This is a genomic window from Nonomuraea sp. NPDC050328 (genome assembly GCF_044459405.1).
GTDB lineage: Bacteria > Actinomycetota > Actinomycetes > Streptosporangiales > Streptosporangiaceae > Nonomuraea.
On sequence record NZ_JBITIW010000007.1, the window covers coordinates 1 to 21,018 of the forward strand.

Below are 21,018 nucleotides of genomic sequence, written 5' to 3' on the forward strand. Positions count from 1 at the left end.
CAGCAACAATCAATCGTCTATAGACGAGGTGTTGCATGATGTGTAAATCATGCACTGGCTTTTAACACACTGTTGAGTTCTCAAGAAACGGACGCTTACTCTCTAAACCTACCGAGAGGCGTACATCTCGCTCTCCCATCCTACCAGCTCGTCCGATTTTTGTCAAATCGTCCGGTTGGCCGGATTTGGAGCAACCCGGCTAACTTACCTTGACTTTCGGCCGTTGTCCAATCGCGTGGACACGCGCCCGAAGATCGGGTCTGTCAGAAGGGATGTCGCAGAGCCTACCAGCCTCAGCGGGACCGTGGTCCCGCCCGGTCGGCCGTTCGCCGCCCTGCGAAGAAAACTCTAGCAGCCGTCCGAACCGCCTTGGACCATGTTGCGCAAAGGTCGAGCATTCCCCGCGTCCCGACCCCGCAAACGTTGATCATCGTCACCTGCCCGCCAACGCGAGAAGCCGGCCCCGAAGGAGCCGGCTTCCGCCTCGATCGTCGAACTCAGCCTGCGGGCAACGCCGCGAGCTGAGCCTCCAGCCGCTCGATGTCCGCGGCTGCCTGCGCGGCCCGGGCCCGGACCTTGGTCACGACATCCTCCGGCGCCTTGGCCATGAACTGCTCATTGCCGAGCTTGCCGGCAACCTGGTCGGCCTCCTTGCGCGCCACCGCCAGGTCCTTCTCCAGGCGCTTGCGCTCGGCGACCACGTCGATCGCGCCGGCGGTGTCGATCTCGACACTCACCTGCCCGACGGTGAACCGGGCCGAAGCGGTGAACGTCTCCCCCGGCTCCTCCAGCCGGAGCAACGACCGGATGGCCGCCTCGTGGGCGGCGACAGCCGTACCGGCGAGACCCAACCTGGCCGCCACCTTCTGCCCGGGCTTGAGCCCCTGGTCGGAACGGAAGCGGCGGACCTCGGTGACGAGCTCCTGCACCGCCTCGATCTCCGCCTCCGCGGCCGGGTCGGCGTAGCGCTTGTCGACCACCGGCCAGGGCGCGACCACGATGGACTCGCCCCCGGTGACCGCGCGCCACAACTCCTCGGTGACGAAGGGCACCAGCGGGTGGAGCAGGCGCAGCAACGCGTCGAGCACATGCCCCAGCACCAGGCGGGTGCCGTCGCGGCCCTGCGCGATCTGGACCTTGGCCAGTTCGAGGTACCAGTCGCAGACCTCGTCCCACGCGAAGTGGTAGAGCAGGTCGGCGACCTTGGCGAACTCGAACTCCTCGAACGCCGCGTCCGCCTGCGCGATCACCGTCTGGAGCCGCGACAGGATCCAGCGGTCGGCCGCGGTCAGCTCCTGATCGTCGAGCGGGCCGGTCGAGGCGCCGTTCATCAGCGCGAAGCGGGTGGCGTTCCAGAGCTTGTTGCAGAAGTTGCGCGACCCGGCCGCCCACTCCTCGCTGACCGCGACGTCGGACCCGGGGTTCGCGCCGCGCAACAGGGTGAAGCGCGTCGCGTCGGCGCCGAAGCGGTCGATCCAGTCGAGCGGGTCCACCACGTTGCCGTACGACTTCGACATCTTCTTGCCGAACTGGTCACGAACCATGCCGTGCAGGGCCACCGTGCGGAAGGGCGGCTCGCCGTCCATCGCGTAGAGGCCGAACATCATCATCCGCGCCACCCAGAAGAACAGGATGTCGTACCCGGTCACCAGCACCGAGGTCGGATAGAAGCGCTCCAGCTCGGGCGTGCGCTCCGGCCAGCCCAGCGTGGAGAAGGGCCACAGCCCGGAGGAGAACCAGGTGTCGAGGACGTCGGGGTCCTGGACGTAACCCTCGGGCGCGCTCTCGTCGGGCCCGACGCAGACGACCTCACCCTCCGGCCCGTACCAGACCGGGATGCGGTGTCCCCACCACAACTGCCGCGAGATGCACCAGTCGTGCATGTCGTCGACCCAGTCGAAGTACCGCTTGGCCAGCTCCGGCGGGTGGATCCGGGTGCGGCCGTCGCGCACCGCGTCACCGGCCGCCTTGGCCAGCGGCGAGACGTTGACGAACCACTGCAGCGACAGCCGGGGCTCGACCACGGTCTTGCAGCGCGAGCAGTGCCCCACCGAGTGCAGGTAGGGCCGCTTCTCCGCGACGATCAACCCCTCTTCGCGCAGCGCCGCGACCACCGCGGGGCGCGCCTCGAAGCGGTCGAGTCCCTCGAAGGGCCCGTGCGTGGTGATGACGCCGCGCTCGTCCATCATCGTGATCGACGGCAGCGAGTGGCGGCGGCCGATCTCGAAGTCGTTGGGGTCGTGCGCGGGGGTGACCTTGACGCAGCCGGTGCCGAACGCCGGGTCCACGTGCTCGTCGCCGACGATCGGGATCTCCCGGCCGGTCAGCGGCAGGGTGACCGTGGTGCCGATGAGGTGGCGGTAGCGCTCGTCCTCCGGGTGCACCGCCACGGCCGTGTCGCCGAGCATGGTCTCGGCCCGGGTGGTCGCCACGACCACCTCGTCGGAGTAGCGGATCGAGACGAGCTCGCCCTCGTCCTCGGTGTGCTCGACCTCGATGTCGGACAGCGCGGTGTGGCAGCGCACGCACCAGTTGATGATGCGCTCGGCACGGTAGATCAACCCGTCGTCGAACAGCTTCTTGAAGATCGTCTGGACGGCTCGCGAGAGCCCCTCGTCCATGGTGAAGCGGTCACGCGACCAGTCGACGCCGTCGCCCAGGCGACGCATCTGCCCCTGGATCTGGCCGCCGGACTCGGCCTTCCACTGCCACACCCGCTCGACGAAGGCCTCGCGGCCGAGGTCGTGCCGCGACAGCCCCTCGCCGGCGAGCCTGCGCTCGACGACGTTCTGGGTCGCGATGCCGGCGTGGTCCATGCCCGGCAGCCACAGGGTCTCGTGACCCCGCATCCGCTGCCGCCGGCTCAGCGCGTCCATGATCGAGTGGTCGAGGGCGTGGCCCATGTGCAGCACGCCGGTCACGTTGGGCGGCGGGAGCACGATCGAGAACGGCGGACGGGAGCTGCCCGGGTCGGCGCCGAAGTACCCCTCGGCTACCCAGCGTTCGTAGCTGGGACCTTCCACATCGGCCGGGGTGTACTGGGTAGGCAGCTCTGGCTTCGTCACGAAGCCAAGTTTAGTGGCGCGGAACCAGGGGCTTGACGAATATCCGTGCCGATGCACCTGTCCACGGATATTCGCGCCCCCGCGCCTGCCCGGACACGACGAAGCGCCTCGGACGAGCTCGTCCGGGGCGCTTGCCGTACAGGATCAGACCATCACGCGGACTTCTCGCGCGGCGGACGCTGCTGCTTGGCGAGCGTGTCGCGCGGCACGAGGGTCGGGATCGCGTGCTCGAGCACGGCCTCGCGGGTGATGACGACGCGGGCCACATCCTGGCGGGAGGGCACCTCGTACATCACCGACTGGAGGACCTCCTCCAGGATGGCGCGCAGGCCGCGGGCGCCGGTGCCGCGCAGGATCGCCTGGTCGGCGATGGCCTCGAGCGCGTCATCGGTGAACTCCAGCTCGACGCCGTCGAGCTCGAGCAGCTTGCGGTACTGCTTGACCAGCGCGTTGCGCGGCTCGGTGAGGATCTGCACCAGGGCCTCGCGGTCGAGGTTGTGCACCGAGGTGATCACCGGCAACCGGCCGACGAACTCGGGGATCATCCCGAACTTGAGCAGGTCTTCCGGCATCACGTCGGAGAAGATGTCGATCGCGTCGATCTCTTCCTTCGACCGGATGATCGCGTTGAAGCCGATGCCCTTCTTGCCGACCCGGGACTCGATGATCTTCTCGAGGCCGGCGAAGGCTCCACCACAGATGAACAGCACATTGGTGGTGTCGATCTGGATGAACTCCTGGTGCGGGTGCTTGCGGCCGCCCTGCGGGGGCACGCTCGCGGTGGTGCCTTCCAGGATCTTCAGAAGTGCCTGCTGGACGCCTTCACCGGAGACGTCGCGGGTGATCGACGGGTTTTCGCTCTTGCGGGCGATCTTGTCGACCTCGTCGATGTAGATGATGCCCGTCTCGGCCTTCTTGACGTCGTAGTCAGCGGCCTGGATGAGCTTGAGCAGAATGTTCTCGACGTCCTCGCCGACGTAGCCCGCCTCGGTGAGCGCGGTGGCGTCGGCGATGGCGAAGGGCACATTCAGCATCTTCGCCAGCGTCTGGGCCAGCAGGGTCTTGCCCGAACCGGTCGGGCCGAGCAGCAAGATGTTGGACTTGGCCAGTTCGAGGCCGTCGTCTCTGCCCCGGTCGCCGGACTGCACCCGCTTGTAGTGGTTGTATACCGCCACCGAGAGCGCCTTCTTGGCCTTGTCCTGGCCAATCACGTAGGCGTCGAGGAATTCGTAGATCTCCCTCGGCTTGGGCAGATTGTCCCACTTGAGTTCGGAGGACTCGGAGAGTTCCTCTTCGATGATCTCGTTGCAGAGATCGATGCACTCATCGCAGATGTAGACGCCGGGACCGGCGATGAGCTTCTTGACTTGCTTCTGGCTCTTTCCGCAGAACGAGCACTTCAGCAGGTCTCCCCCGTCGCCGATGCGTGCCACCCCAGATACTCCTTTGCGTGGGACCGCCCTGCTCCCGCCAACTGCGGGCCGAACCGCTCAGGTATCGACGTTACCGTCTTCTGGGCCTTGAGTGAGCCCCCTGGCGGCGAGTCGCACCGGAACGTGCCTTATACGGCACGTCCCGATGCGGTCCGCTCCCGTCAGGAAACAGCGGCCTTAGCTGCCTTCTTCCGCGACGGGATGATGTCGTCGATCAGACCATACGCCTTGGCATCGTCGGCGGTGAGAATTTTGTCGCGTTCGATGTCCTTGCGAATCTCGAGGGGATCCTTGCCCGTGTGCTTGGCGATGATCTCCTCGAGCAGGCCGCGCATCCGGAGGATCTCGCGGGCCTGGATCTCGATGTCGCTTCCCTGGCCGCCGCCCTCGGTGGAGGGCTGGTGGATGAGGATGCGCGCGTTGGGCAGCGCCAGGCGCTTGCCCGGGGTGCCGCCGGCCAGCAGGACCGCGGCCGCCGAGGCGGCCTGGCCCAGGCAGACGGTGTTGATGTCGGGCCGGACGAACTGCATCGTGTCGTAGATCGCCGTCATGGCGGTGAAGGATCCACCGGGCGAGTTGATGTAGATGCTGATGTCCCGGTCGGGGTCGAGCGACTCCAGCGTCAGCAACTGCGACATCACGTCGTTGGCCGAGGCATCGTCGATCTGCACGCCGAGGAAGATGATGCGGTCCTCGAAGAGCTTGGTGTACGGGTCCATCGTCTTGGTCCCGTACGACGTGCGCTCGGTGAACTGCGGGAGCACGTAGCGGCTTTGAATGTTCACGTCAGCTCCCCCTAGGAAACGGCGCCCTGGGAGGGCACCTGCCGTGCGTTGCGCACGACATGATCGATGAAGCCGTAGTCCTTGGCCTCGTCGGCCGTGAACCAGCGGTCGCGGTCGGAGTCCTTCTCGATCTGGTCGAGCGGCTGACCGGTGTGGAAGGAGATCCGCTCGGCCAGCGTCTTCTTCACGTAGAGCATCTGCTCGGCCTGGATGGCGATGTCGGCGGCGGTGCCGCCGATGCCGCCGGAAGGCTGGTGCATCATCACTCGTGCGTGCGGAAGCGCGTACCGCTTGCCCTTGGCGCCGGCGCAGAGCAGGAACTGCCCCATCGACGCCGCCAGGCCCATGCCCACCGTCGCCACGTCGTTGGGCACGTATTCCATCATGTCGTAGATCGCCATACCGGCGGTCACCGAGCCGCCGGGCGAGTTGATGTAAAGGTAGATGTCCCGCTCAGGATCATCAGCGGCCAGGAGCAGCAGCTCCGCCGCGATCCGGTTGGCGATGCCGTCGTTCACCTCCGACCCGAGCACGATGATGCGCTCGCGCAGCAGGCGCTGGTAGAGCTGATCCTCAAGCCGGAAGGACGAGCCGTCATCACGGCCTCGCGACTCTGGATTGAAGAAGGTCACAGCGTCACCTTCCGATGCGTCGTTCACGATTGGGCTTTGCTTGTGACCTTAACGCGGCGGGGCCACAGGTCATGCCCCGTCCCCGCGCTGTTCGCTGTCGGCGCATGTCACTGCGCCCCTGTCACTGCGCCCCTGTCACTGCGCCCCTGTCATTGGGTGCCCGACGCGCGGCGGCGTTCCTCCAGATCCAGCTCGTGGCCGAGCCTGCGCTGCACCTCGGCGCTGATGCGGCCTTTGCGGTAGAGCTGCTCCAGCTTGCGGCGCTGGGCGTGGATCAGCTCGACGCGCAGCCGGCCCTTGCCGTGCTCGCTCTCGGTGTCCTCGTCCAGCACCTCCCTGACCCGGTCCAGGCGCAGTTCAAAGAGCTGGCGGTAGACCTCGGCGGTGCGCTCGTCCACCCGGTCGTCGGCGGCCAGCTCGTCGATGCGCGCCAGCGCCGCCTCCAGCAGGGCCTCCCGCGCCGAAGCCTCCTCCTTCGCCTCGCCCTCCTCGCTGCCGAGCCCCAGGCGGCGCAGCAGCGGCGCCAGCGTCGTGCCCTGACCCACCAGGGTGGCCAGCACCACGCAGGCGGCCAGGAAGACCAGCAGGTCCCGGCTGGGCGCCTCCTTGGGAATGGACAGCGCGATCGCCAGGGTGATCGCGCCCCGGATCCCTGCCCATCCCATGACGATCCGCTCCTTCAGCCCGATCCGGTCGAAGCGCCGGAAGCGCAGCAGCGGCACGACGACCATCGTCCAGAACAGCCGCACGGCGATCACCACCGCGACCACCAGCAGGGCGATCAGCCACGGCTCGCCGTCGATGTTGTGGAAGACGTCCAGGATCTCGATGCCGAGCAGGATGAAGAGCGTCGACTCCAGCAGGAAGACCAGCACGCCCCAGAACGCGACGCCGGTCAGCCGGGAGGCCGGTTGCAGCAGGCCGTCGTTGCGCAGGCCCAGCACGAAGCCGACGACGATGGTCGCCAGGACGCCGGAGAAGCCGAAGTGCTCGGCCGGCAGGTAGGTGACGAACGGCGTGGCCAGCGACAACACGATCTGGCCGCCGGGCTCGTGGATCCAGCGGCGGACCCGCGCGACCACCCACGCCATGGCTCCGCCGTACAGGATGCCTCCGAGGACCACGCGCGCCAGCTCCAGCGCGGCGTCGGCGGCGGTGACGGAGTGGCTGAGCATGGACAGCGCCAGGCCGAACATGGTGAGCGCCACGCCGTCGTTGACCAGGCTCTCGCCTTCCAGGATGGTCCCGAGGCGCGGCGGCGCGCCGAGGCGTTTCATCACCGCGGTGGCGGCGACGGGGTCGGTGGGGGCCACCGCCGACCCGAGCGCGAGCGCCGCCGCCCACGTCAGCCCCTGTACGGCGGAGCCGGTGACGAAGGCGACCGCCAGCGCCGTGACGCAGGTCAGGGTCACGGCGAGAATCGCGATCGGCACGGCGTCCTCGCGCGTCTCGCGCGGCGCGGAGAAGAAGGCGGCGTGGAAGACCAGCGGCGGCAGGAACAGGTTGAGGACCAGCTCGGGCGGCACGTGCACGCCCTCCACGCCGGGGATCAGGCTGATGAGCAACCCGGCGAGCACCAGCAGCACGGCCTCGGGAATCGGCAGCCGGCGCGCCAGCGCCTTGGCGACGACCAGCGCGACGGCCATCGCCGCTCCCAGGATGAACAGCTCGTCGCCCATCGCCCCCACCTGACCTGCCCAAAAACGACGAAACCCCCGACCTGCAGGTCGGGGGTTTCGTGGTTGAGCCTACTCCTGGGTGGCGGCTTCCTCTTCGACCTCTTCCACCTCGGCACCGTTGATCTCGGTGTAGATGGCCTTGAGGTCGACCTCGGCGCCGTCGCTGTCGACGACCTTGGCCGCGTCGCCCACGACGGTCTTGGCCTTGTCGCGGACGATCTCGACCATGGCCAGCGTCAGCTGGTCGTTGTCGGCGAGGTGCTGCGCGAGCTGGTTGGGCTGGACGCCCATCTGCATGGCGCGGCGGACGACGAAGTTGGTGAGCTCCTGCTCGGAGACACCCAGCTCCTCGGACTTGACGATCTTGTCGAGAACGAACCCGGCCTTGATCGCGCGGGCGGAGTTGGTCTCGAACTCGGCGAAGCGCTCCTCCTCCGTCGTCTGGTACAGACGGAAGAAGGCGTCGCGGCTCAGGCCGCTCTCCGAGATCTGGTGGTCGAGGTTGTGCTTGCGGGAGTCGACCTCCACCTTGAGCGCGCTCTCGGGGATCGGGATCTCGATCTTCTCCAGCAGGGCGTCGAGGGCCTTCTCGCGCGCCTGGACGACCTGGTCGACCAGCTTGTTGCGGCGGGCGGCCTCGCGGATGCTGTCCTTGAGCTCGTCGAGGGTGTCGAACTCGCTGGCGAGCTGGGCGAACTCGTCGTCGAGCTCGGGCAGCACCTTCTCCTTGACCTGCTTGAGGGTGATGACGACGTCGGCCTCCTGGCCGGCGTGCTCACCACCGACGAGCTCGGTGCGGAAGGTCTTCTCCTCGCCGGCCGACATGCCCTCGAGGGCGTCGTCGAGGCCCTGCAGCACCGAACCGGCGCCGACCTCGTAGGAGACCTCGTTGGCCTGCTGCTCCTCGATGTTCTGGCCGTCGATCTCGGCGCGCAGGTCCATGACGACGTAGTCGCCCTTGGCCGCGGCGCGCTCGACACCGGTCAGCGTCGCGAAACGCTGGCGGAGGCCGTCGAGCTGCTTGTCGACGTCCTCGTCGGTGACGGCGGCGGAGTCGACGGTGACCTCGATGCCGGCGTAGTCCGGCACGTCGAAGTTGGGGCGGACGTCGACCTCGGCGGTGAACTCGATCTGGTCGCCGTCCTCGATCTTGGTGACCTCGATGTCGGGCTGGCTCACCGGGAAGACGTCGGCCTCGTCGACGGCCTGGCTGTACAGCTTCGGCACCGCGTCGTTGAGGGTCTCCTCCAGAACCACCGCGCGGCCGAAGCGCTGCTCGATGATGCGGGCGGGAACCTTGCCGGGGCGGAAGCCGGGGACGCGCACCTGCTCCGCGACCTTCTTGTACGCCGCATCCAGACTCGGGCGCAGTTCCTCGAACGGCACCTCGACGGTGAGCTTCACCCGGGTCGGGCTGAGCTCCTCGACAGCGGTCTTCACGGGGTGGTCTCCTTGGATCAAGCTTCGAGTGAAACGCGGGCCGCGCTCAGGCGCCGCGCCCACATAGACGGCGGCAGGCATGGCTGTGCCGCTCCGGTCAGTCTAGGGCAGATATTTCTCCGGTCAGAACTCTTCCGCGATCGACCTGAGCAGGTCGACCGTCTCGTCCGGGGTCGTGCTGACCGCGCACAGGCGTTCCATCACCTGGCTGTAGCGGTCCACCTCGTCGCGCTTGTCGAGGTAGAGGGCGCTGGCGAGCTGCTCGACGTAGACGACGTCGGGAAGATCGGGATCCGGGAAGCGCAGGATGCTGAAGGCGCCGCCCTCGGCCGCGTGCCCGCCGAAGCTGAACGGCATGACCTGGATGGTGATGCGGGGCTGGCGCATCAGGTCGATCAGGTGCTCCAGCTGGGCGCGCATCACCTCGACGCCGCCGATCGGCCGGCGCAGGGCCGCCTCGTCGATCACCGCCCAGAAGACCGGGCCGTCCTGGCGGTCGAGCACCCGCTGGCGCTCCAGCCGGAGGTCGACGCGGCGGGCGATCTCCTCGGGGCTGACGCCCGCGACGCCGGCGGTCACCACGGCCCGCGCGTACTCCTTGGTCTGGAGCAGGCCGGGGACGAACTGCACCTCGTACGTCCTGATGCGGCTGGCCGCCTCCTCCAGCCCGACGTAGGACTGGAACCACGACGGCAGCAGGTCGTTGAAGCGCTGCCACCAGCCGGGCTCGTTCGCCTGGTCGACCAGCTCCAGCACCGAGCGGCGGGCGTCGGCCTCGGTCACGCCGTACAGGGTGAGCAGATCGGCGACGTCGCGCTCCTTGAAGCCGACCCGGCCGAGCTCCATGCGGCTGATCTTCGACTCGGAACCCCTGATCAGGTGCCCGGCGTCTTCGCGTGTGATCCCCTTGGCCTCCCGCAGCTTGCGCAGCTGGGAGCCCAGGAGAATGCGCAGCGCCGTCGGGCCCGAGTACGTCACGCACACACAGTGACACCCGATCCCGCGCTATGACAAGGTCTCAACCGAGTGTCCGGTTCGGAACGGGTGCGACTTACATCTGCACGTGCATTTGGGTCTTGCAGATCGCGCACCGTTAACTCATGATGGCCTAGTGCATATTGGGGCAAACAGGTAGCAGCAGGATGGATCCCGTGGCGACTGCGGACTGCCTCAAGATCACGCGTGAGGTGGACTTCGACAACATGCTCACCTGTCCCCTCCCCTTCCAGGCGGACTCGGTCAAGACGGCGCGTGACGTCACCCGCTCCACCCTGGCCGACTGGGGCTTCGACGAACTCCGCGACGACGCCGCACTGGTCGTCTCCGAGCTCGTCACCAACGCCGTGCGCTATACGCGGAGTGACCCCGGGCTCACGTTGCTCCTCATGATGTCGGCGCCGCACGTGTTGCTGGCCGTCACCGACTGCAGCGACGAGGCGCCCACGCCCAAGGAGCCCGACTTCTGCTCGGAGAACGGGCGCGGGCTCTACATCGTGGAGACCTACAGCCAGCGCTGGGGCTGGGACTCCCTCACCGGCGGCGGCAAGGCCGTCTGGGCCCTCTTCCACGCCGGCGACTGACACCCGTTCTCTTAGGGGTACGGCAGGCGTCCCGTCGGGAGTGGAACCTACTGATCCACCGGTCCCCCACCGAAGCCGATCTCATTCCCCTCCGGATCCCGGTAGATCACCTTGCGCACCCCGTTGGAGTACGTCTCCCTGTGCGCCGGCTCCAGCCCCCGGCCCGCGATCGCCTTCACGCGCTCGTCGAAATCCCCCACGAACACCGTGTGCCGGGCATGGCCCGTGTGCTCAGGCAGGTGCTCGACCACCAGATACCTGTGCTCTTCGAGCTCGAACACCGCTTCGCTGTCATTGGGGATGAACGCCGGCGGAGCGCCCAGAAGCCGCTCGTACCACACCAACGCCGCCGCGTAGTCGGCCACCGGAACACCTGCGAACAAGTCGAGAGCCATCCCCCGATCCTAAGGACCGGACCCGCTCACCCGACATCCCTCTGCAACACCCGCACCATCAGCCTGGCCGCGGTGAACTTCACTCGGGGTCCAGCCGTGGGATGGCGGGTCTCGCTGGATAAGACTGGTCGGGGCGACAGGATTTGAACCTGCGACTTCTTGCTCCCAAAGCAAGCGCGCTACCAAGCTGCGCCACGCCCCGCGGCGCCACGTACGCACGCGCCCCGAGACTCCGGTACGCTTACGCCCTGACGACCGGATGAAGTCTAGACCAGACTCAGACCGGCTCGCGCGGACGTAGCTCAATGGTAGAGCCCCAGTCTTCCAAACTGGCTACGCGGGTTCGATTCCCGTCGTCCGCTCTCCTCACGAAAGGCCAGGTCACCCCGCATAGGGAACCTGGCCTTTCGGATTTCCCCCGTTCCTGAAGATCGAGGTGCCGTGCGACTGTCGCGTGGTATGCGATGCTCTCGCCTGTGACCGAACCAGAAGAGCCAGTGCTCCACAGTTCGCCCCCGGCTTTCACGTACGACCCGATCAAAGCCCTCCGCCAATGGGGGACCACCTTCATGGTGATCGGTGGCGCGCTCGCCCTAGCAGTCCTGATCTTCTCGGACCGAGATCCGTCGTGGCCCTGGCTCGTCACCTGTTTCGTGGCGACCTTGGTTGGTCTGGGACTACGCATGGAAGCAGCAGTGCGGGACCGCTCTCGGAACGTTTCCACAGGCTGAGCAGGGTTGAGAGCGTCGGCCTCGGACTGGTGGAGCCGCCGGGCGCGGGTCCACCCGTGCACGAACAGCAGCAGCACGATGCCGGGGACGAGAAACGGTGAGGCCGACGCCCGTCGGGGCGCGCTGCCATGCTCGTAAGGCCACGTGCGTCCCCTTGCGATCGCGGATCGGATCAGGGGGACCGTACGGCGCGATCGAGAACAGAAGGCCAGGCCACCCGTAGCGGGTGGCCTGGCCCTCGTTTGGGGTCAGCGGAGGCCGGCGAAGAGGTCGGTCTCGTGGGGTGGGGCGTCGATGCGGGTGTACTGGCGGATGAAGTGCTCGGTGCCGAAGACGGACTGCTGGGCCTCGTCCGGGAGCTGGAGGAGGAACATGTTCTCCGTCTGGCTGGCGTGCGCCTTGAGGGCCTGGAGCTTGCGCTCGGTGTAGGGGGTGACGTCGACGACGGTGGTGATGAGGTCGTCGGGGGTGCCGAAGTCGTCGGGGAGTTCGCCGAAGTCGACGCCCTGCTCGCGCATGCGCTCGAACATTTCCTTGACGCCGGAGCGCGGGATGGCGGTGTAGTAGAGCTTCGAGGGGATCCCGGTGGACTCGTAGGCGGCGACGGCGATGCGGTGGGCCTGGATGTGGTCGGGGTGACCGTAGGCGCCGTTCTCGTCGTAGGTGACGATGACCTGCGGCCGGTAGTGCTCCATGAGGGCGGCCAGGCGGGCGGCGGAGTCGGCGAGCGGGATGTTGGCGAAGGCCTCGGGGTGGCCGTTGCCGTCCCAGCCGTCCATGCCGGAGTCACGGTAGCCGAGCAGTTCGACGTGCTCGATGCCCAGGTGGGCGACCGACTCGCGGAGCTCTTCCAGGCGGACGGCGGCGACGGCGGCCTCGTCGTGGCCGGGCTCGCCGGGCTTGACGCCGCCGGGCCCGTCGCCCTGCTCGCCGTTGGTGCAGGTGACGAGGACGGTACGGACACCCTCGGCGGCGTAGCGGGCCAGGATGCCGCCGGTGCTGATCACCTCGTCGTCGGGGTGGGCGTGCACCGCCATGATCGTCAATTCCATGAAATATCCCCCTGCGAGTGCCAAGTCGGATGAATATCGGCTCCCCGTCGAGCGTAGCGTGAGGGGGTGCGTGCGCGGCCGATCAGTCCGGAGGCGCTGGTCCGCGAGCTGGTGGGGCGGATCGGCGCGGTCGGCCGCCCGTGGGTGCGGGTGGTCGTGGACGGCGCTCCAGAAGCCGGTACGGCGGAGCTGGCCGACAGGCTGGTGGAGCCGCTGCGCGTCGAGGGACGGCCGGCGGTGAGGGTGTCGGCGGGCGACTTCCTGCGCGCGGCCTCCCTGCGCCTGGAGTACGGCAGGACGGACCCGGACGAGTACTACGACGCCTGGCTCGACGAGAGGGGCCTGCGCCGGGAGGTGCTCGACCCGCTGGGACCGGGCGGGAGCCGCCGCATCGTGCCGAAGCTGTGGAACGCCGAGCTGGACCGGGCCTACCGCCTGCCGTACCAGCAGTTGCCCGAGGCGGGGGTGCTGATCCTGGACGGGCCGCTGCTGCTGGGGCGGGGGCTGCCGGTGGAGTTCGCGGTGCACCTGGCGGTGAGCCGCGCGGCGCTGGTCAGGAAGACGCCGGAGGAACTGCGGTGGCGGCTGCCGGCGTTCGAGCGGTACGAGCGGGAGGTCGACCCGGTGAAGGTCGCCGAGGTGGCCGTGCGGTACGACGACCCGCGGCACCCGGCCCTGGTGGTGTAGCCCCGGAAGAGGGCCAGGGCGCAAGGCGTTGGTGCTGGTATGAGCGACTATGGGCGCGCGATCGAGTTCGGCTACTTCCTGGTGCCTCTCGCGGCCGACCCGCTGGTGGAGCGCGCTCAGCTCGCCGACCGGCTGGGGCTGGAGCTGCTCGGCATCCAGGATCACCCGTACCAGCGCCGGTACGAGGACACGTGGACGCTGATGAGCCACCTCGCCGCACTCACCCAGCGGATCCGGATCTTTCCGGATGTGGCGAATCTGCCGCTCCGCCAGCCGGCCGTCCTGGCGAAGGCCGCGGCCACCCTCGACCGGCTCAGCGGCGGCCGGTTCGAGCTCGGCCTGGGCGCGGGCGGGTTCTGGGACGCCATCGACGCCTACGGCGGGCCCCGCCGTACCCCGGGGCAGGCCCGCGCGGCGCTGGAAGAGGCCATCGAGGTGATCAGGCGGATCTGGAGCGGCGAGCGCAACCAGCGCTTCGAGGGCGAGCACTACCACCTGCGCGGCGCCCAGCCGGGCCCGGCTCCGGCGCACCCGATCGAGCTGTGGCTGGGCGTGGCCGGGCCGAAGGCGCTGGCCCTGGCCGGCGCGAAGGCGGACGGCTGGGTGTCGTCCTCGCCCTGGGGCACACCGGACAAGCTGGCCGAGCTCAGCGCGCTCCTGGACGAGGCCGCCCGGCAGGCCGGGCGCCAGCCGCGGGAGATCCGGCGGATCCACAACGTCAACGGCCTGATCACCGACCGCTCGACCGGTTCCCTGCACGGTCCGGCCGACCAGTGGGCCGAGGAGCTGACCGAGCTGGCGGCGGGCCATGGGCTGGACACCTTCGTGTACTGGCCGGAGGCGGAGGACGAGCGGCAACTGCGGCTGTTCGCCGAGGAGGTCGTCCCCGAGGTGCGCCGGCAGGTGGCGCTCGAACGCGGCCGGTCTGCCGAAAACTGACCCACCGTAGGCAAGTGACGCTGGAACGTAAGGCCGCCCTCGCCGCACACTCGGCAGATGACCCCAGATCACTGGTACAACATCGTCCCCGATCTGCCCGTCCCGCCTCCCCCGCCCCTGCACCCGGGCACCGGGCAGCCGGTCGGGCCCGAGGATCTCGCACCGCTGTTCCCGGGCGAGCTCATCGCGCAGGAGGTGAGCACGGAGCGGTTCGTCCGGATCCCGCAGGAGGTGCTCGACGTCTACCGGCTGTGGCGGCCGACGCCGCTGATCAGGGCGCACCGGCTGGAGCGCGCGCTGGGCACGCCGGCACGGATCTACTACAAGTACGAGGGCGGCTCCCCGGCCGGCTCGCACAAGCCGAACACCGCGGTGCCACAGGCGTTCTACAACGCCCGCGAGGGCGTGCGGCGGCTGACGACCGAGACGGGCGCCGGGCAGTGGGGGTCGGCACTGGCCTTCGCGTGCGCCCAGTTCGGCGTCGAATGCGTGGTCTGGATGGTCCGCGCCTCCTATGACCAGAAGCCGTATCGCCGCTCGCTGATGCGGATCTACGGCGCGACGGTGCACGCCAGCCCCTCCCCCGTGACCGGCGCGGGCAGCAAGATCCTCGCCGACGACCCGGACTCGACCGGGAGCCTGGGCATCGCGATCAGCGAGGCGGTCGAGGTGGCCGCGGGCGACCCGGACACCCGCTACGCGCTGGGCAGCGTGCTCAACCACGTGCTGATGCACCAGACGGTGATCGGCGAGGAGGCGCTCAAGCAACTGCCGGAGCGTCCCGACCTGGTGATCGGCTGCACCGGGGGCGGTTCCAACTTCGCCGGGCTGGCGTTCCCGTTCATGCGGGAGCATCCGGAGATCACCTTCCGCGCGGTCGAGCCGGAGGCCTGCCCGTCCTTCACCCGCGGCACCTACGCCTACGACTTCGGCGACACCGCGGGCTTCACCCCGCTGCTGAAGATGCACACGCTCGGCCACGGCTTCGTGCCCGACCCGATCCACGCCGGCGGGCTGCGCTACCACGGCATGGCGCCGCTGCTGTCGCACCTGTACGAGCTGGGCCGCTTCGAGGCGGTGACCAGGTCGCAGCGCGAGTGCTTCGAGGCCGGTGTGCGTTTCGCCAGGACCGAGGGCATCGTGCCGGCGCCGGAGCCCACGCACGCCCTGGCCGAGGCGATCGCCGAGGCGTTGCGCTGCAAGGAGACGGGCGAGGAGAAGGTCATCCTGACCGCGTTGTGCGGGCACGGGCACTTCGACATGTCCGCCTACGACCGCTATCTCTCCGGCGAGATGCGCGACTTCGTGCTGCCGCAGGAACGCATCGACGAGGCGCTCAGCGCCCTGCCGCAGGGCCGCTAGCGGAGCCGGGGGGACCCCGCCGGGGTCCCCACCGGTTCAGCGCGAGGCTGGGCGCTTGCCGTGGTTCGCCTTCTTCTTCTTGCGGGCTCTGCTCTTGCGCGCGCGCTTGGCCATCGGCGTCTCCCGACATGTCAGGCTATGTGGTGTAGGTCACACCGTCTCCCGGCACACCGACCAGGTCAAGCGCTCAGTTTCCAACACCGCCATGTCATAATTTGGTGGAATCTGTTGGAAGGAGGCGTCGTGCTCGCACAGCAGCGGCAGCAGACGATTCTGGAGCGGGTCCGGCGCCACGGCGCGGTCCGGGTGGCCGAGCTCGTGCGCGACCTGGGCGTCTCCGACATGACCGTCCGGCGCGACCTGGAGGTCCTGGCCGAGCGCGGCCTGCTGGAGAAGGTGCACGGCGGCGCGACCATCGGCGGTCCCGGCTCCACCGAGGAGCCCGGCTTCGCCGCCAAGACCACGCGCCAGCAGCCGGAGAAGGAGGCGATCGCGCGCGCCGCGGCCCGTCTCGTCCGGCCCGGCACCGCCGTCGCGCTCTCGGCCGGCACCACCAACTGGGCGCTGGCCCACCACCTGATCGAGGTCCCGGACCTCACGGTGATCACCAACTCGATCCAGGTGGCCGAGGTCTTCCACCGCAACCAGCGCGACGACCGCACGGTCGTGCTCACCGGCGGCGTCCGGACCCCCTCCGACGCCCTGGTCGGCCCGGTCGCCGTCGCCGCGCTGCGCACGCTGCACGTCGACACCCTCTTCCTGGGCGTGCACGGCATGAGCGTGCGCGCCGGATTCACCACCCCCAACCTGCTGGAGGCGGAGACCAACCGCGCGCTGGTGCAGTGCGCCGGGCGCCTGGTCGTCCCCGCCGACCACACCAAGTGGCAGACGGTGGGCATCAGCACCATCGCCGAACTGTCCCAGGCCGACGTCGTCATCAGCGACGCGCGCCTGGACGCCGAGGCGCGCCGGGACCTGGCCGAGCGCGCCGGAGAACTGATCATCGCGGAGGAAGCGTCGTGAAGCGCACCATCACTCACCTGGCCGACGGCAGGGAGCTGATCTACTACGACCGGCGCGACGACGCCGACCGGTCCGCGATCGACCGCCGCCGCCTCGATCCCCGCCCGCTCGCCTCCGAGCTGCGCTACGACCCGCTCACCGAGGAGTGGGTGGCCATCGCCGGCCACCGCCAGAGCCGCACCTTCCTGCCGCCCGCCGACGAGTGCCCGCTGTGCCCGTCGACCGCGGCACGCGCCTCCGAGATCCCGGCGAGCGAGTACGACGTGGTGGTCTTCGAGAACCGCTTCCCCTCCTTCTCCACCAACCTCGGCGACTACCCCCAGGTCGGCGGCCTGAGCGAGGTGCGACCCGGCGTGGGCCGCTGCGAGGTGGTCTGCTTCACCTCCGAGCACGACTCCAGCTTCTCCCAGCTCAGCGACGAGCAGGTCGAGCTGGTCATGGAGGCCTGGGCCGACCGCACCGCCGAGCTGTCCACGATCGAGGGCGTCGAGCAGGTCTTCTGCTTCGAGAACCGCGGCGAGGAGATCGGCATCACCCTCCCCCACCCGCACGGGCAGATCTACGGCTACCCGTACGTCACGCCGCGCACCCGGCTGCACCTGGCCGCCGCGGCCAAGCGGCCCACGCTCTTCGCCGACGTGCTGGCCGCCGAGCAGGCCGGGCCCCGGGTGGTCGCCGCCAACGAGTTGTGGACCGCCTTCGTGCCGGCCGCGGCGCGGTGGCCGTTCGAGGTGCACCTGTACCCGCATCGCCAGGTGCCGGACCTGCCGGCGCTCACGGCCGAGGAGCGGGCGGCGTTCGCGCCGCTCTACACCTCGGTGCTGCGGGCCTTCGACGGGCTGTTCGGGTTGCGCATGCCGTACATCGCGGGCTGGCACCAGGCGCCGGTACGGCAGGGCCGCGAACTGGCCTACCTGCACCTGGAGCTGTTCTCGGTCCGGCGGGCGCCCGGCAAGCTGAAGTACCTGGCCGGATCGGAGTCGGGGATGGGCGCGTTCGTCAACGACGTACCGCCGGAGGAGGCGGCCCGACTGCTTCGATCACAGGTAGATCACTAAGCGATCTCGGCTTGGAGTCGCGTTACCTTGGTTTTACCGTTAGTATCCCTCTCGCAACGGCTGTCACAGCCGTCGCACGCCTAATCCCGGGCGCGTCGCCCGGGAGCCGGGGACCCATCGCACCCTGGGGTGAATCCACTTCGGTGGTAGGGCATCTCCTGCCCGAACCCGTCAGCTAACCCGGCCGGCAGAAGGAGAGGAAGGTTCGTGGCGGCCAAGTCCGCGATGGTCACCGCGGGGATTCTCACCGCGGTCGCACTCACCTTCGGCACGTTCCCCGCCGTCGCCGCGCCCAAGCCCACCGAGCCGGAGCTCCGCGCCGAGCTGGTGAAGCTGAACAAGAAGGCCGACAAGCTCATCGAGGCCTACAACGCCAAGCGCGTCTCGCTGGGCAAGGCCCAGAGTGCGGAGAAGGCGGCCAAGGCCCGGCTGGCCCAGGCCGAGGCGCAGCTCGCCGAGGCCGAGAAGCTCATCACCCAGCTCGCCGAGATCCAGTACCAGAACAACGGCTCGCTGCCGCCCTTCATGCCGACCGACGCCGTCGGCGCCGCCGTCTTCGACGCGGTGACCGACCAGCAGCAGGCGGCCATCCAGGGCGTGCAGGCCACGCGGGACGCCAAGAAGCTCGCCGCCGACCAGGCCTCGACGCTGGCGGTCACGATCAAGAAGGAGAGCACCGAGCTCGCCGCCCAGCGCGACGAGGCGGAGAAGCTCATCTCCGACATCAAGAAGAAGCTCGTGGAGCTCGTCCCGTACGGCACGGGCCGCCGCTCCGACGGCTCCTTCGCGCCCGAGCTGCCCAGCGGGTCGGACAACATCACCCCGCGCACGCGGCTGATGCGGGCGGAGATCCAGAAGAACTTCAACCTGCAGTACACCGTCGGCTGCTACCGCGTGGACGACAGCGGCGAGCACCCGCTCGGCCGGGCCTGCGACTTCATGATGAGCAGCGGCGGCGCCATGCCCTCCAACGCCGGCAACGCGCTCGGCGACCAGGTCGCCGCGTGGGCGATCAAGAACATGGACAAGCTGGGCGTCAAGTACGTGATCTGGAAGCAGCGGATCAACCAGGGTTCGGGCTGGCGGGCCATGTCCGACCGTGGCAGCATCACCGCCAACCACTACGACCACGTGCACATCTCGATGCTCTGAGACGTGGTGCGCCCGGGCATCTGGCGCGGAGGCCCGGGCGCATCGCCCCCTGCAAACCGGTACAGCATTCCCCCCTGCAAACCGGTACAAATGGGGGACTATGCAACGTACTGAGCCTCCCCATGTCGCCCCCGAAGCCGAGACCCTGACCGGTTTCCTCGACTACCAGCGCGAGACCCTGGCCTGGAAGTGCTCCGGCCTGACCGACGAGCAACTCGCCACCCCCGCCGTCGAGCCCTCCTCCATGTCCCTCCTGGGCCTGCTGCGGCACCTGGCCGACGTGGAGCGCGGCTGGTTCCGGCGGGTGATCGCCGGCGAGGACGCCCGGGCCCGGCACTGGCGCGAGGACGACCGGGACGCCGCCTTCCACGAGGCCGCCTCCGACACCTACGAGGCGGCCTTCGCCGCCTGGCAGGAGGAGATCGCCCGGTCCAGGAAGATCCTCGCCGAGCGCGCCCTCGACGACGTGGTCGCCCACGACGGCGACCGGTTCACCGTGCGCTGGATCGTGGTGCACATGATCGAGGAGTACGCCCGCCACAACGGCCACGCCGACCTGCTGCGCGAGCGGATCGACGGGGCCACCGGCGAGTAGCCTCAGCCCGCCAGGCGGACCGGGTTGACCAGGTCGGCGTAGACCAGCAGACCGGCCATGAACATCATCAGGAACGCCAGGGCGTAGGTCAGCGGCAGGACCTTGGCCACGTCGACGTGGGCGGGCTCGGGCCGGCGCGTGATCCTCGCGAAGCCGCGCTTGAGCCCCTCCCACAGGCCGCCCGCGATGTGGCCGCCGTCCAGCGGGAGCAGCGGGATCAGGTTGAACATGCCGACCGCCAGGTTGAACATGGCGATCAGGTTGACGTAGAAGAGCAGCTTGTTCTCGATCGGGGTGTCGAGGGTGGCGATCTCGCCGCCGATGCGGCCGATGCCGACCACGCCGATCGGCCCGTTGGGGTCGCGCTCCTCGCCGGAGAAGGCCGCGTGCCAGACGCCGACCATGCGGTTGGGCAGGTTGACCAGCGACTCGCCGACGCGGGCGATCATGCCGCCCATCTCGCTGACGGTGTAGCCGATGCTCTGCCGCTCGACGACCGCCTGCGGCTTGACGCCCAGGTAGCCGACGACCTCGGTCTTCTTGGCGTCGTCGAGCTTGGGCATCTCCTGGGCGATCAGGTTGACCTTGAGGTCCTGGCGCTGCCCGGCCCGCTCGATGCCGAGGGTGACCTGGGCGGCTCCGGCGCTCCTGATGTTGCCCTGGATCTCCTCCCAGGCGCTGATCGGGCGGCCGTTGAAGGCGACGATCCTGTCGCCGGGCTGCAGGCCGGCCAGGATCGCGGGGGTCTTGGCGTCGGCCGGGGTGCACTGGCGGTTGGGGTTCTTCGTGAGCTCGGCGGTCGGGATGACGCACTGCGGCATCTCGGCCACCACCGGCTTGGCGGTGGCGACGCCGAAGCCCATGAAGATCACGCCGAAGAGGATGAAGGCCAGCACGATGTTGGTCAGCGGGCCGCCGGACATGATGACGACCTTCTGCCACCACTTCTTGCGGTAGAACACGCGGTCCTCGTCGCCCGGCCGCACCTCCTCCTGGGCCAGGTCGCGGGCCTGCTCGACGAGGGCCTGGAACGGCCCGGTGGAGCTGCGCCGGAGCTTGGCGGGGTCGTCGCCCGGGCGGGGCGGGAGCATGCCGATCATGCGGATGTAGCCGCCGAACGGCAGCCACTTGATCCCGTACTCCGTCTCGCCACGCCGCTTCGACCACAGCGTCGGCCCGAAGCCGACCATGTACTGGGTGACCTTCACGCCGAAGAGCTTGGCGGGGAGCAGGTGCCCGATCTCGTGCAGCCCGATCGACACCATGAGCCCGACGAGGACGATGACAATCCCCGCCAGGAAGATCAACAAGTCCATGCACACCCTCCCGTTGGCCCTCAGACTAGTCGAAGTCGCCATGACTGAACCGCTTGCGCACCCTTTGCCGACTCGACAGACTTCGTTGACAGTG

General features: G+C 68.8%; 19 protein-coding genes, 2 tRNA genes and 1 riboswitch. Of the genes, 9 read left to right on the top strand and 12 right to left on the bottom strand.

Annotated elements, in window-relative coordinates; all coding sequences use genetic code 11:
• Positions 1-497: 497 nt before the first annotated feature.
• From ACIBG7_RS25275 to ACIBG7_RS25305, 7 genes are all read right to left on the bottom strand, one after another.
• On the bottom strand, positions 498-3,065 hold the full coding sequence (locus ACIBG7_RS25275) for a valine--tRNA ligase (protein WP_397337781.1): 2,568 nt from the start codon (positions 3,063-3,065) through the stop codon (positions 498-500).
• Positions 3,066-3,217: 152 nt separating this feature from the next.
• A complete protein-coding gene (clpX, locus tag ACIBG7_RS25280; RefSeq protein ID WP_357933654.1) occupies positions 3,218-4,498 on the bottom strand; it encodes an ATP-dependent Clp protease ATP-binding subunit ClpX in 1,281 nt (426 codons plus the stop codon).
• Positions 4,499-4,659: 161 nt separating this feature from the next.
• A complete protein-coding gene (locus ACIBG7_RS25285; RefSeq protein ID WP_357933652.1) occupies positions 4,660-5,283 on the bottom strand; it encodes an ATP-dependent Clp protease proteolytic subunit in 624 nt (207 codons plus the stop codon).
• An 11-nt stretch (positions 5,284-5,294) separates the two neighbouring features.
• The gene (locus ACIBG7_RS25290) at positions 5,295-5,915 is read right to left on the bottom strand and encodes an ATP-dependent Clp protease proteolytic subunit (RefSeq protein WP_357933649.1); all 621 of its coding nucleotides are present in this window, start codon (positions 5,913-5,915) and stop codon (positions 5,295-5,297) included.
• A gap of 149 nt (positions 5,916-6,064) precedes the next feature.
• On the bottom strand, positions 6,065-7,594 hold the full coding sequence (locus ACIBG7_RS25295; RefSeq protein ID WP_357933646.1) for a Na+/H+ antiporter: 1,530 nt from the start codon (positions 7,592-7,594) through the stop codon (positions 6,065-6,067).
• A gap of 69 nt (positions 7,595-7,663) precedes the next feature.
• Entirely contained in the window at positions 7,664-9,034 is a 1,371-nt protein-coding gene (gene tig / locus ACIBG7_RS25300) for a trigger factor (RefSeq protein WP_357933643.1), read from the bottom strand.
• A gap of 123 nt (positions 9,035-9,157) precedes the next feature.
• On the bottom strand, positions 9,158-10,012 hold the full coding sequence (locus ACIBG7_RS25305; RefSeq protein ID WP_357933640.1) for a helix-turn-helix transcriptional regulator: 855 nt from the start codon (positions 10,010-10,012) through the stop codon (positions 9,158-9,160).
• Positions 10,013-10,176: 164 nt separating this feature from the next.
• On the opposite strand from ACIBG7_RS25305, the gene ACIBG7_RS25310 reads away from it, so the two are divergent.
• On the top strand, positions 10,177-10,614 hold the full coding sequence (locus ACIBG7_RS25310; protein ID WP_357933637.1) for an ATP-binding protein: 438 nt from the start codon (positions 10,177-10,179) through the stop codon (positions 10,612-10,614).
• A 47-nt stretch (positions 10,615-10,661) separates the two neighbouring features.
• On the opposite strand, the gene ACIBG7_RS25315 is transcribed toward ACIBG7_RS25310, so the two are convergent.
• Positions 10,662-11,009 carry a VOC family protein gene (locus ACIBG7_RS25315; protein WP_397337782.1) on the bottom strand — a complete coding sequence of 116 codons (348 nt, stop codon included), beginning with the start codon at positions 11,007-11,009 and terminating at the stop codon, positions 10,662-10,664.
• Positions 11,010-11,134: 125 nt separating this feature from the next.
• A tRNA-Pro gene (locus tag ACIBG7_RS25320) sits at positions 11,135-11,211 on the bottom strand.
• An 89-nt stretch (positions 11,212-11,300) separates the two neighbouring features.
• Here ACIBG7_RS25320 and ACIBG7_RS25325 point away from each other — a divergent pair.
• Positions 11,301-11,371: transfer RNA gene (locus ACIBG7_RS25325), tRNA-Gly, on the top strand.
• Between the two features lie 617 nt (positions 11,372-11,988).
• On the opposite strand, the gene ACIBG7_RS25330 is transcribed toward ACIBG7_RS25325, so the two are convergent.
• Complete coding sequence (locus ACIBG7_RS25330) at positions 11,989-12,792, bottom strand: PIG-L family deacetylase (RefSeq protein WP_357933631.1); 804 nt, start codon at positions 12,790-12,792, stop codon at positions 11,989-11,991.
• 66 nt (positions 12,793-12,858) lie between these two features.
• Between ACIBG7_RS25330 and ACIBG7_RS25335 the strand changes: the two genes are divergently transcribed.
• Genes ACIBG7_RS25335 through ACIBG7_RS25345 form a run of 3 tightly spaced genes read left to right on the top strand, consistent with a single transcriptional unit; the run spans position 12,859 to position 15,780 of the window.
• On the top strand, positions 12,859-13,479 hold the full coding sequence (locus ACIBG7_RS25335) for a uridine kinase (protein ID WP_357933628.1): 621 nt from the start codon (positions 12,859-12,861) through the stop codon (positions 13,477-13,479).
• Between the two features lie 39 nt (positions 13,480-13,518).
• A complete protein-coding gene (locus ACIBG7_RS25340) occupies positions 13,519-14,418 on the top strand; it encodes an LLM class flavin-dependent oxidoreductase (RefSeq protein WP_357933625.1) in 900 nt (299 codons plus the stop codon).
• Between the two features lie 57 nt (positions 14,419-14,475).
• On the top strand, positions 14,476-15,780 hold the full coding sequence (locus ACIBG7_RS25345; protein WP_397337783.1) for a TrpB-like pyridoxal phosphate-dependent enzyme: 1,305 nt from the start codon (positions 14,476-14,478) through the stop codon (positions 15,778-15,780).
• A 36-nt stretch (positions 15,781-15,816) separates the two neighbouring features.
• Here the strand turns inward: ACIBG7_RS25345 and ACIBG7_RS25350 are convergent, their stop codons facing one another.
• Positions 15,817-15,894 (bottom strand): 50S ribosomal protein bL37, encoded by a 78-nt coding sequence (locus ACIBG7_RS25350; RefSeq protein WP_376771764.1) that lies wholly within the window; start codon positions 15,892-15,894, stop codon positions 15,817-15,819.
• 129 nt (positions 15,895-16,023) lie between these two features.
• Here ACIBG7_RS25350 and ACIBG7_RS25355 point away from each other — a divergent pair, with 129 nt between their 5' ends.
• From ACIBG7_RS25355 to ACIBG7_RS25370, 4 genes are all read left to right on the top strand, one after another.
• Entirely contained in the window at positions 16,024-16,803 is a 780-nt protein-coding gene (locus ACIBG7_RS25355; RefSeq protein ID WP_397337784.1) for a DeoR/GlpR family DNA-binding transcription regulator, read from the top strand.
• The gene (gene galT / locus ACIBG7_RS25360; protein ID WP_357933617.1) at positions 16,800-17,861 is read left to right on the top strand and encodes a galactose-1-phosphate uridylyltransferase; all 1,062 of its coding nucleotides are present in this window, start codon (positions 16,800-16,802) and stop codon (positions 17,859-17,861) included. The genes ACIBG7_RS25355 and galT overlap by 4 nt, the downstream gene beginning before the upstream one ends.
• Positions 17,862-17,928: 67 nt before the next feature.
• Positions 17,929-18,065, top strand: a riboswitch (cyclic di-AMP (ydaO/yuaA leader).
• A gap of 3 nt (positions 18,066-18,068) precedes the next feature.
• Entirely contained in the window at positions 18,069-19,013 is a 945-nt protein-coding gene (locus ACIBG7_RS25365; protein ID WP_357933614.1) for a hypothetical protein, read from the top strand.
• A 100-nt stretch (positions 19,014-19,113) separates the two neighbouring features.
• Positions 19,114-19,608, top strand: a complete 495-nt coding sequence (locus ACIBG7_RS25370) for a DinB family protein (protein ID WP_357933612.1) — start codon at positions 19,114-19,116, stop codon at positions 19,606-19,608.
• A gap of 2 nt (positions 19,609-19,610) precedes the next feature.
• Here the strand turns inward: ACIBG7_RS25370 and ACIBG7_RS25375 are convergent, their stop codons facing one another.
• On the bottom strand, positions 19,611-20,924 hold the full coding sequence (locus tag ACIBG7_RS25375; RefSeq protein WP_357933609.1) for a site-2 protease family protein: 1,314 nt from the start codon (positions 20,922-20,924) through the stop codon (positions 19,611-19,613).
• Positions 20,925-21,018 lie beyond the last annotated feature (94 nt).

Bases quoted from the DNA above. Each gene is read 5' to 3' on its own strand.
- ACIBG7_RS25295 (WP_357933646.1), bottom strand. From the start codon at position 7,594: ATGGGCGACGAGCTGTTCATCCTGGGAGCGGCGATGGCCGTCGCGCTG.
- ACIBG7_RS25310 (WP_357933637.1), top strand. From the start codon at position 10,177: ATGGATCCCGTGGCGACTGCGGACTGCCTCAAGATCACGCGTGAGGTG.
- ACIBG7_RS25315 (WP_397337782.1), bottom strand. From the start codon at position 11,009: ATGGCTCTCGACTTGTTCGCAGGTGTTCCGGTGGCCGACTACGCGGCG.
- ACIBG7_RS25330 (WP_357933631.1), bottom strand. From the start codon at position 12,792: ATGGAATTGACGATCATGGCGGTGCACGCCCACCCCGACGACGAGGTG.
- ACIBG7_RS25340 (WP_357933625.1), top strand. From the start codon at position 13,519: ATGAGCGACTATGGGCGCGCGATCGAGTTCGGCTACTTCCTGGTGCCT.
- ACIBG7_RS25345 (WP_397337783.1), top strand. From the start codon at position 14,476: ATGACCCCAGATCACTGGTACAACATCGTCCCCGATCTGCCCGTCCCG.
- ACIBG7_RS25350 (WP_376771764.1), bottom strand. From the start codon at position 15,894: ATGGCCAAGCGCGCGCGCAAGAGCAGAGCCCGCAAGAAGAAGAAGGCG.
- ACIBG7_RS25370 (WP_357933612.1), top strand. From the start codon at position 19,114: ATGCAACGTACTGAGCCTCCCCATGTCGCCCCCGAAGCCGAGACCCTG.
- ACIBG7_RS25375 (WP_357933609.1), bottom strand. From the start codon at position 20,924: ATGGACTTGTTGATCTTCCTGGCGGGGATTGTCATCGTCCTCGTCGGG.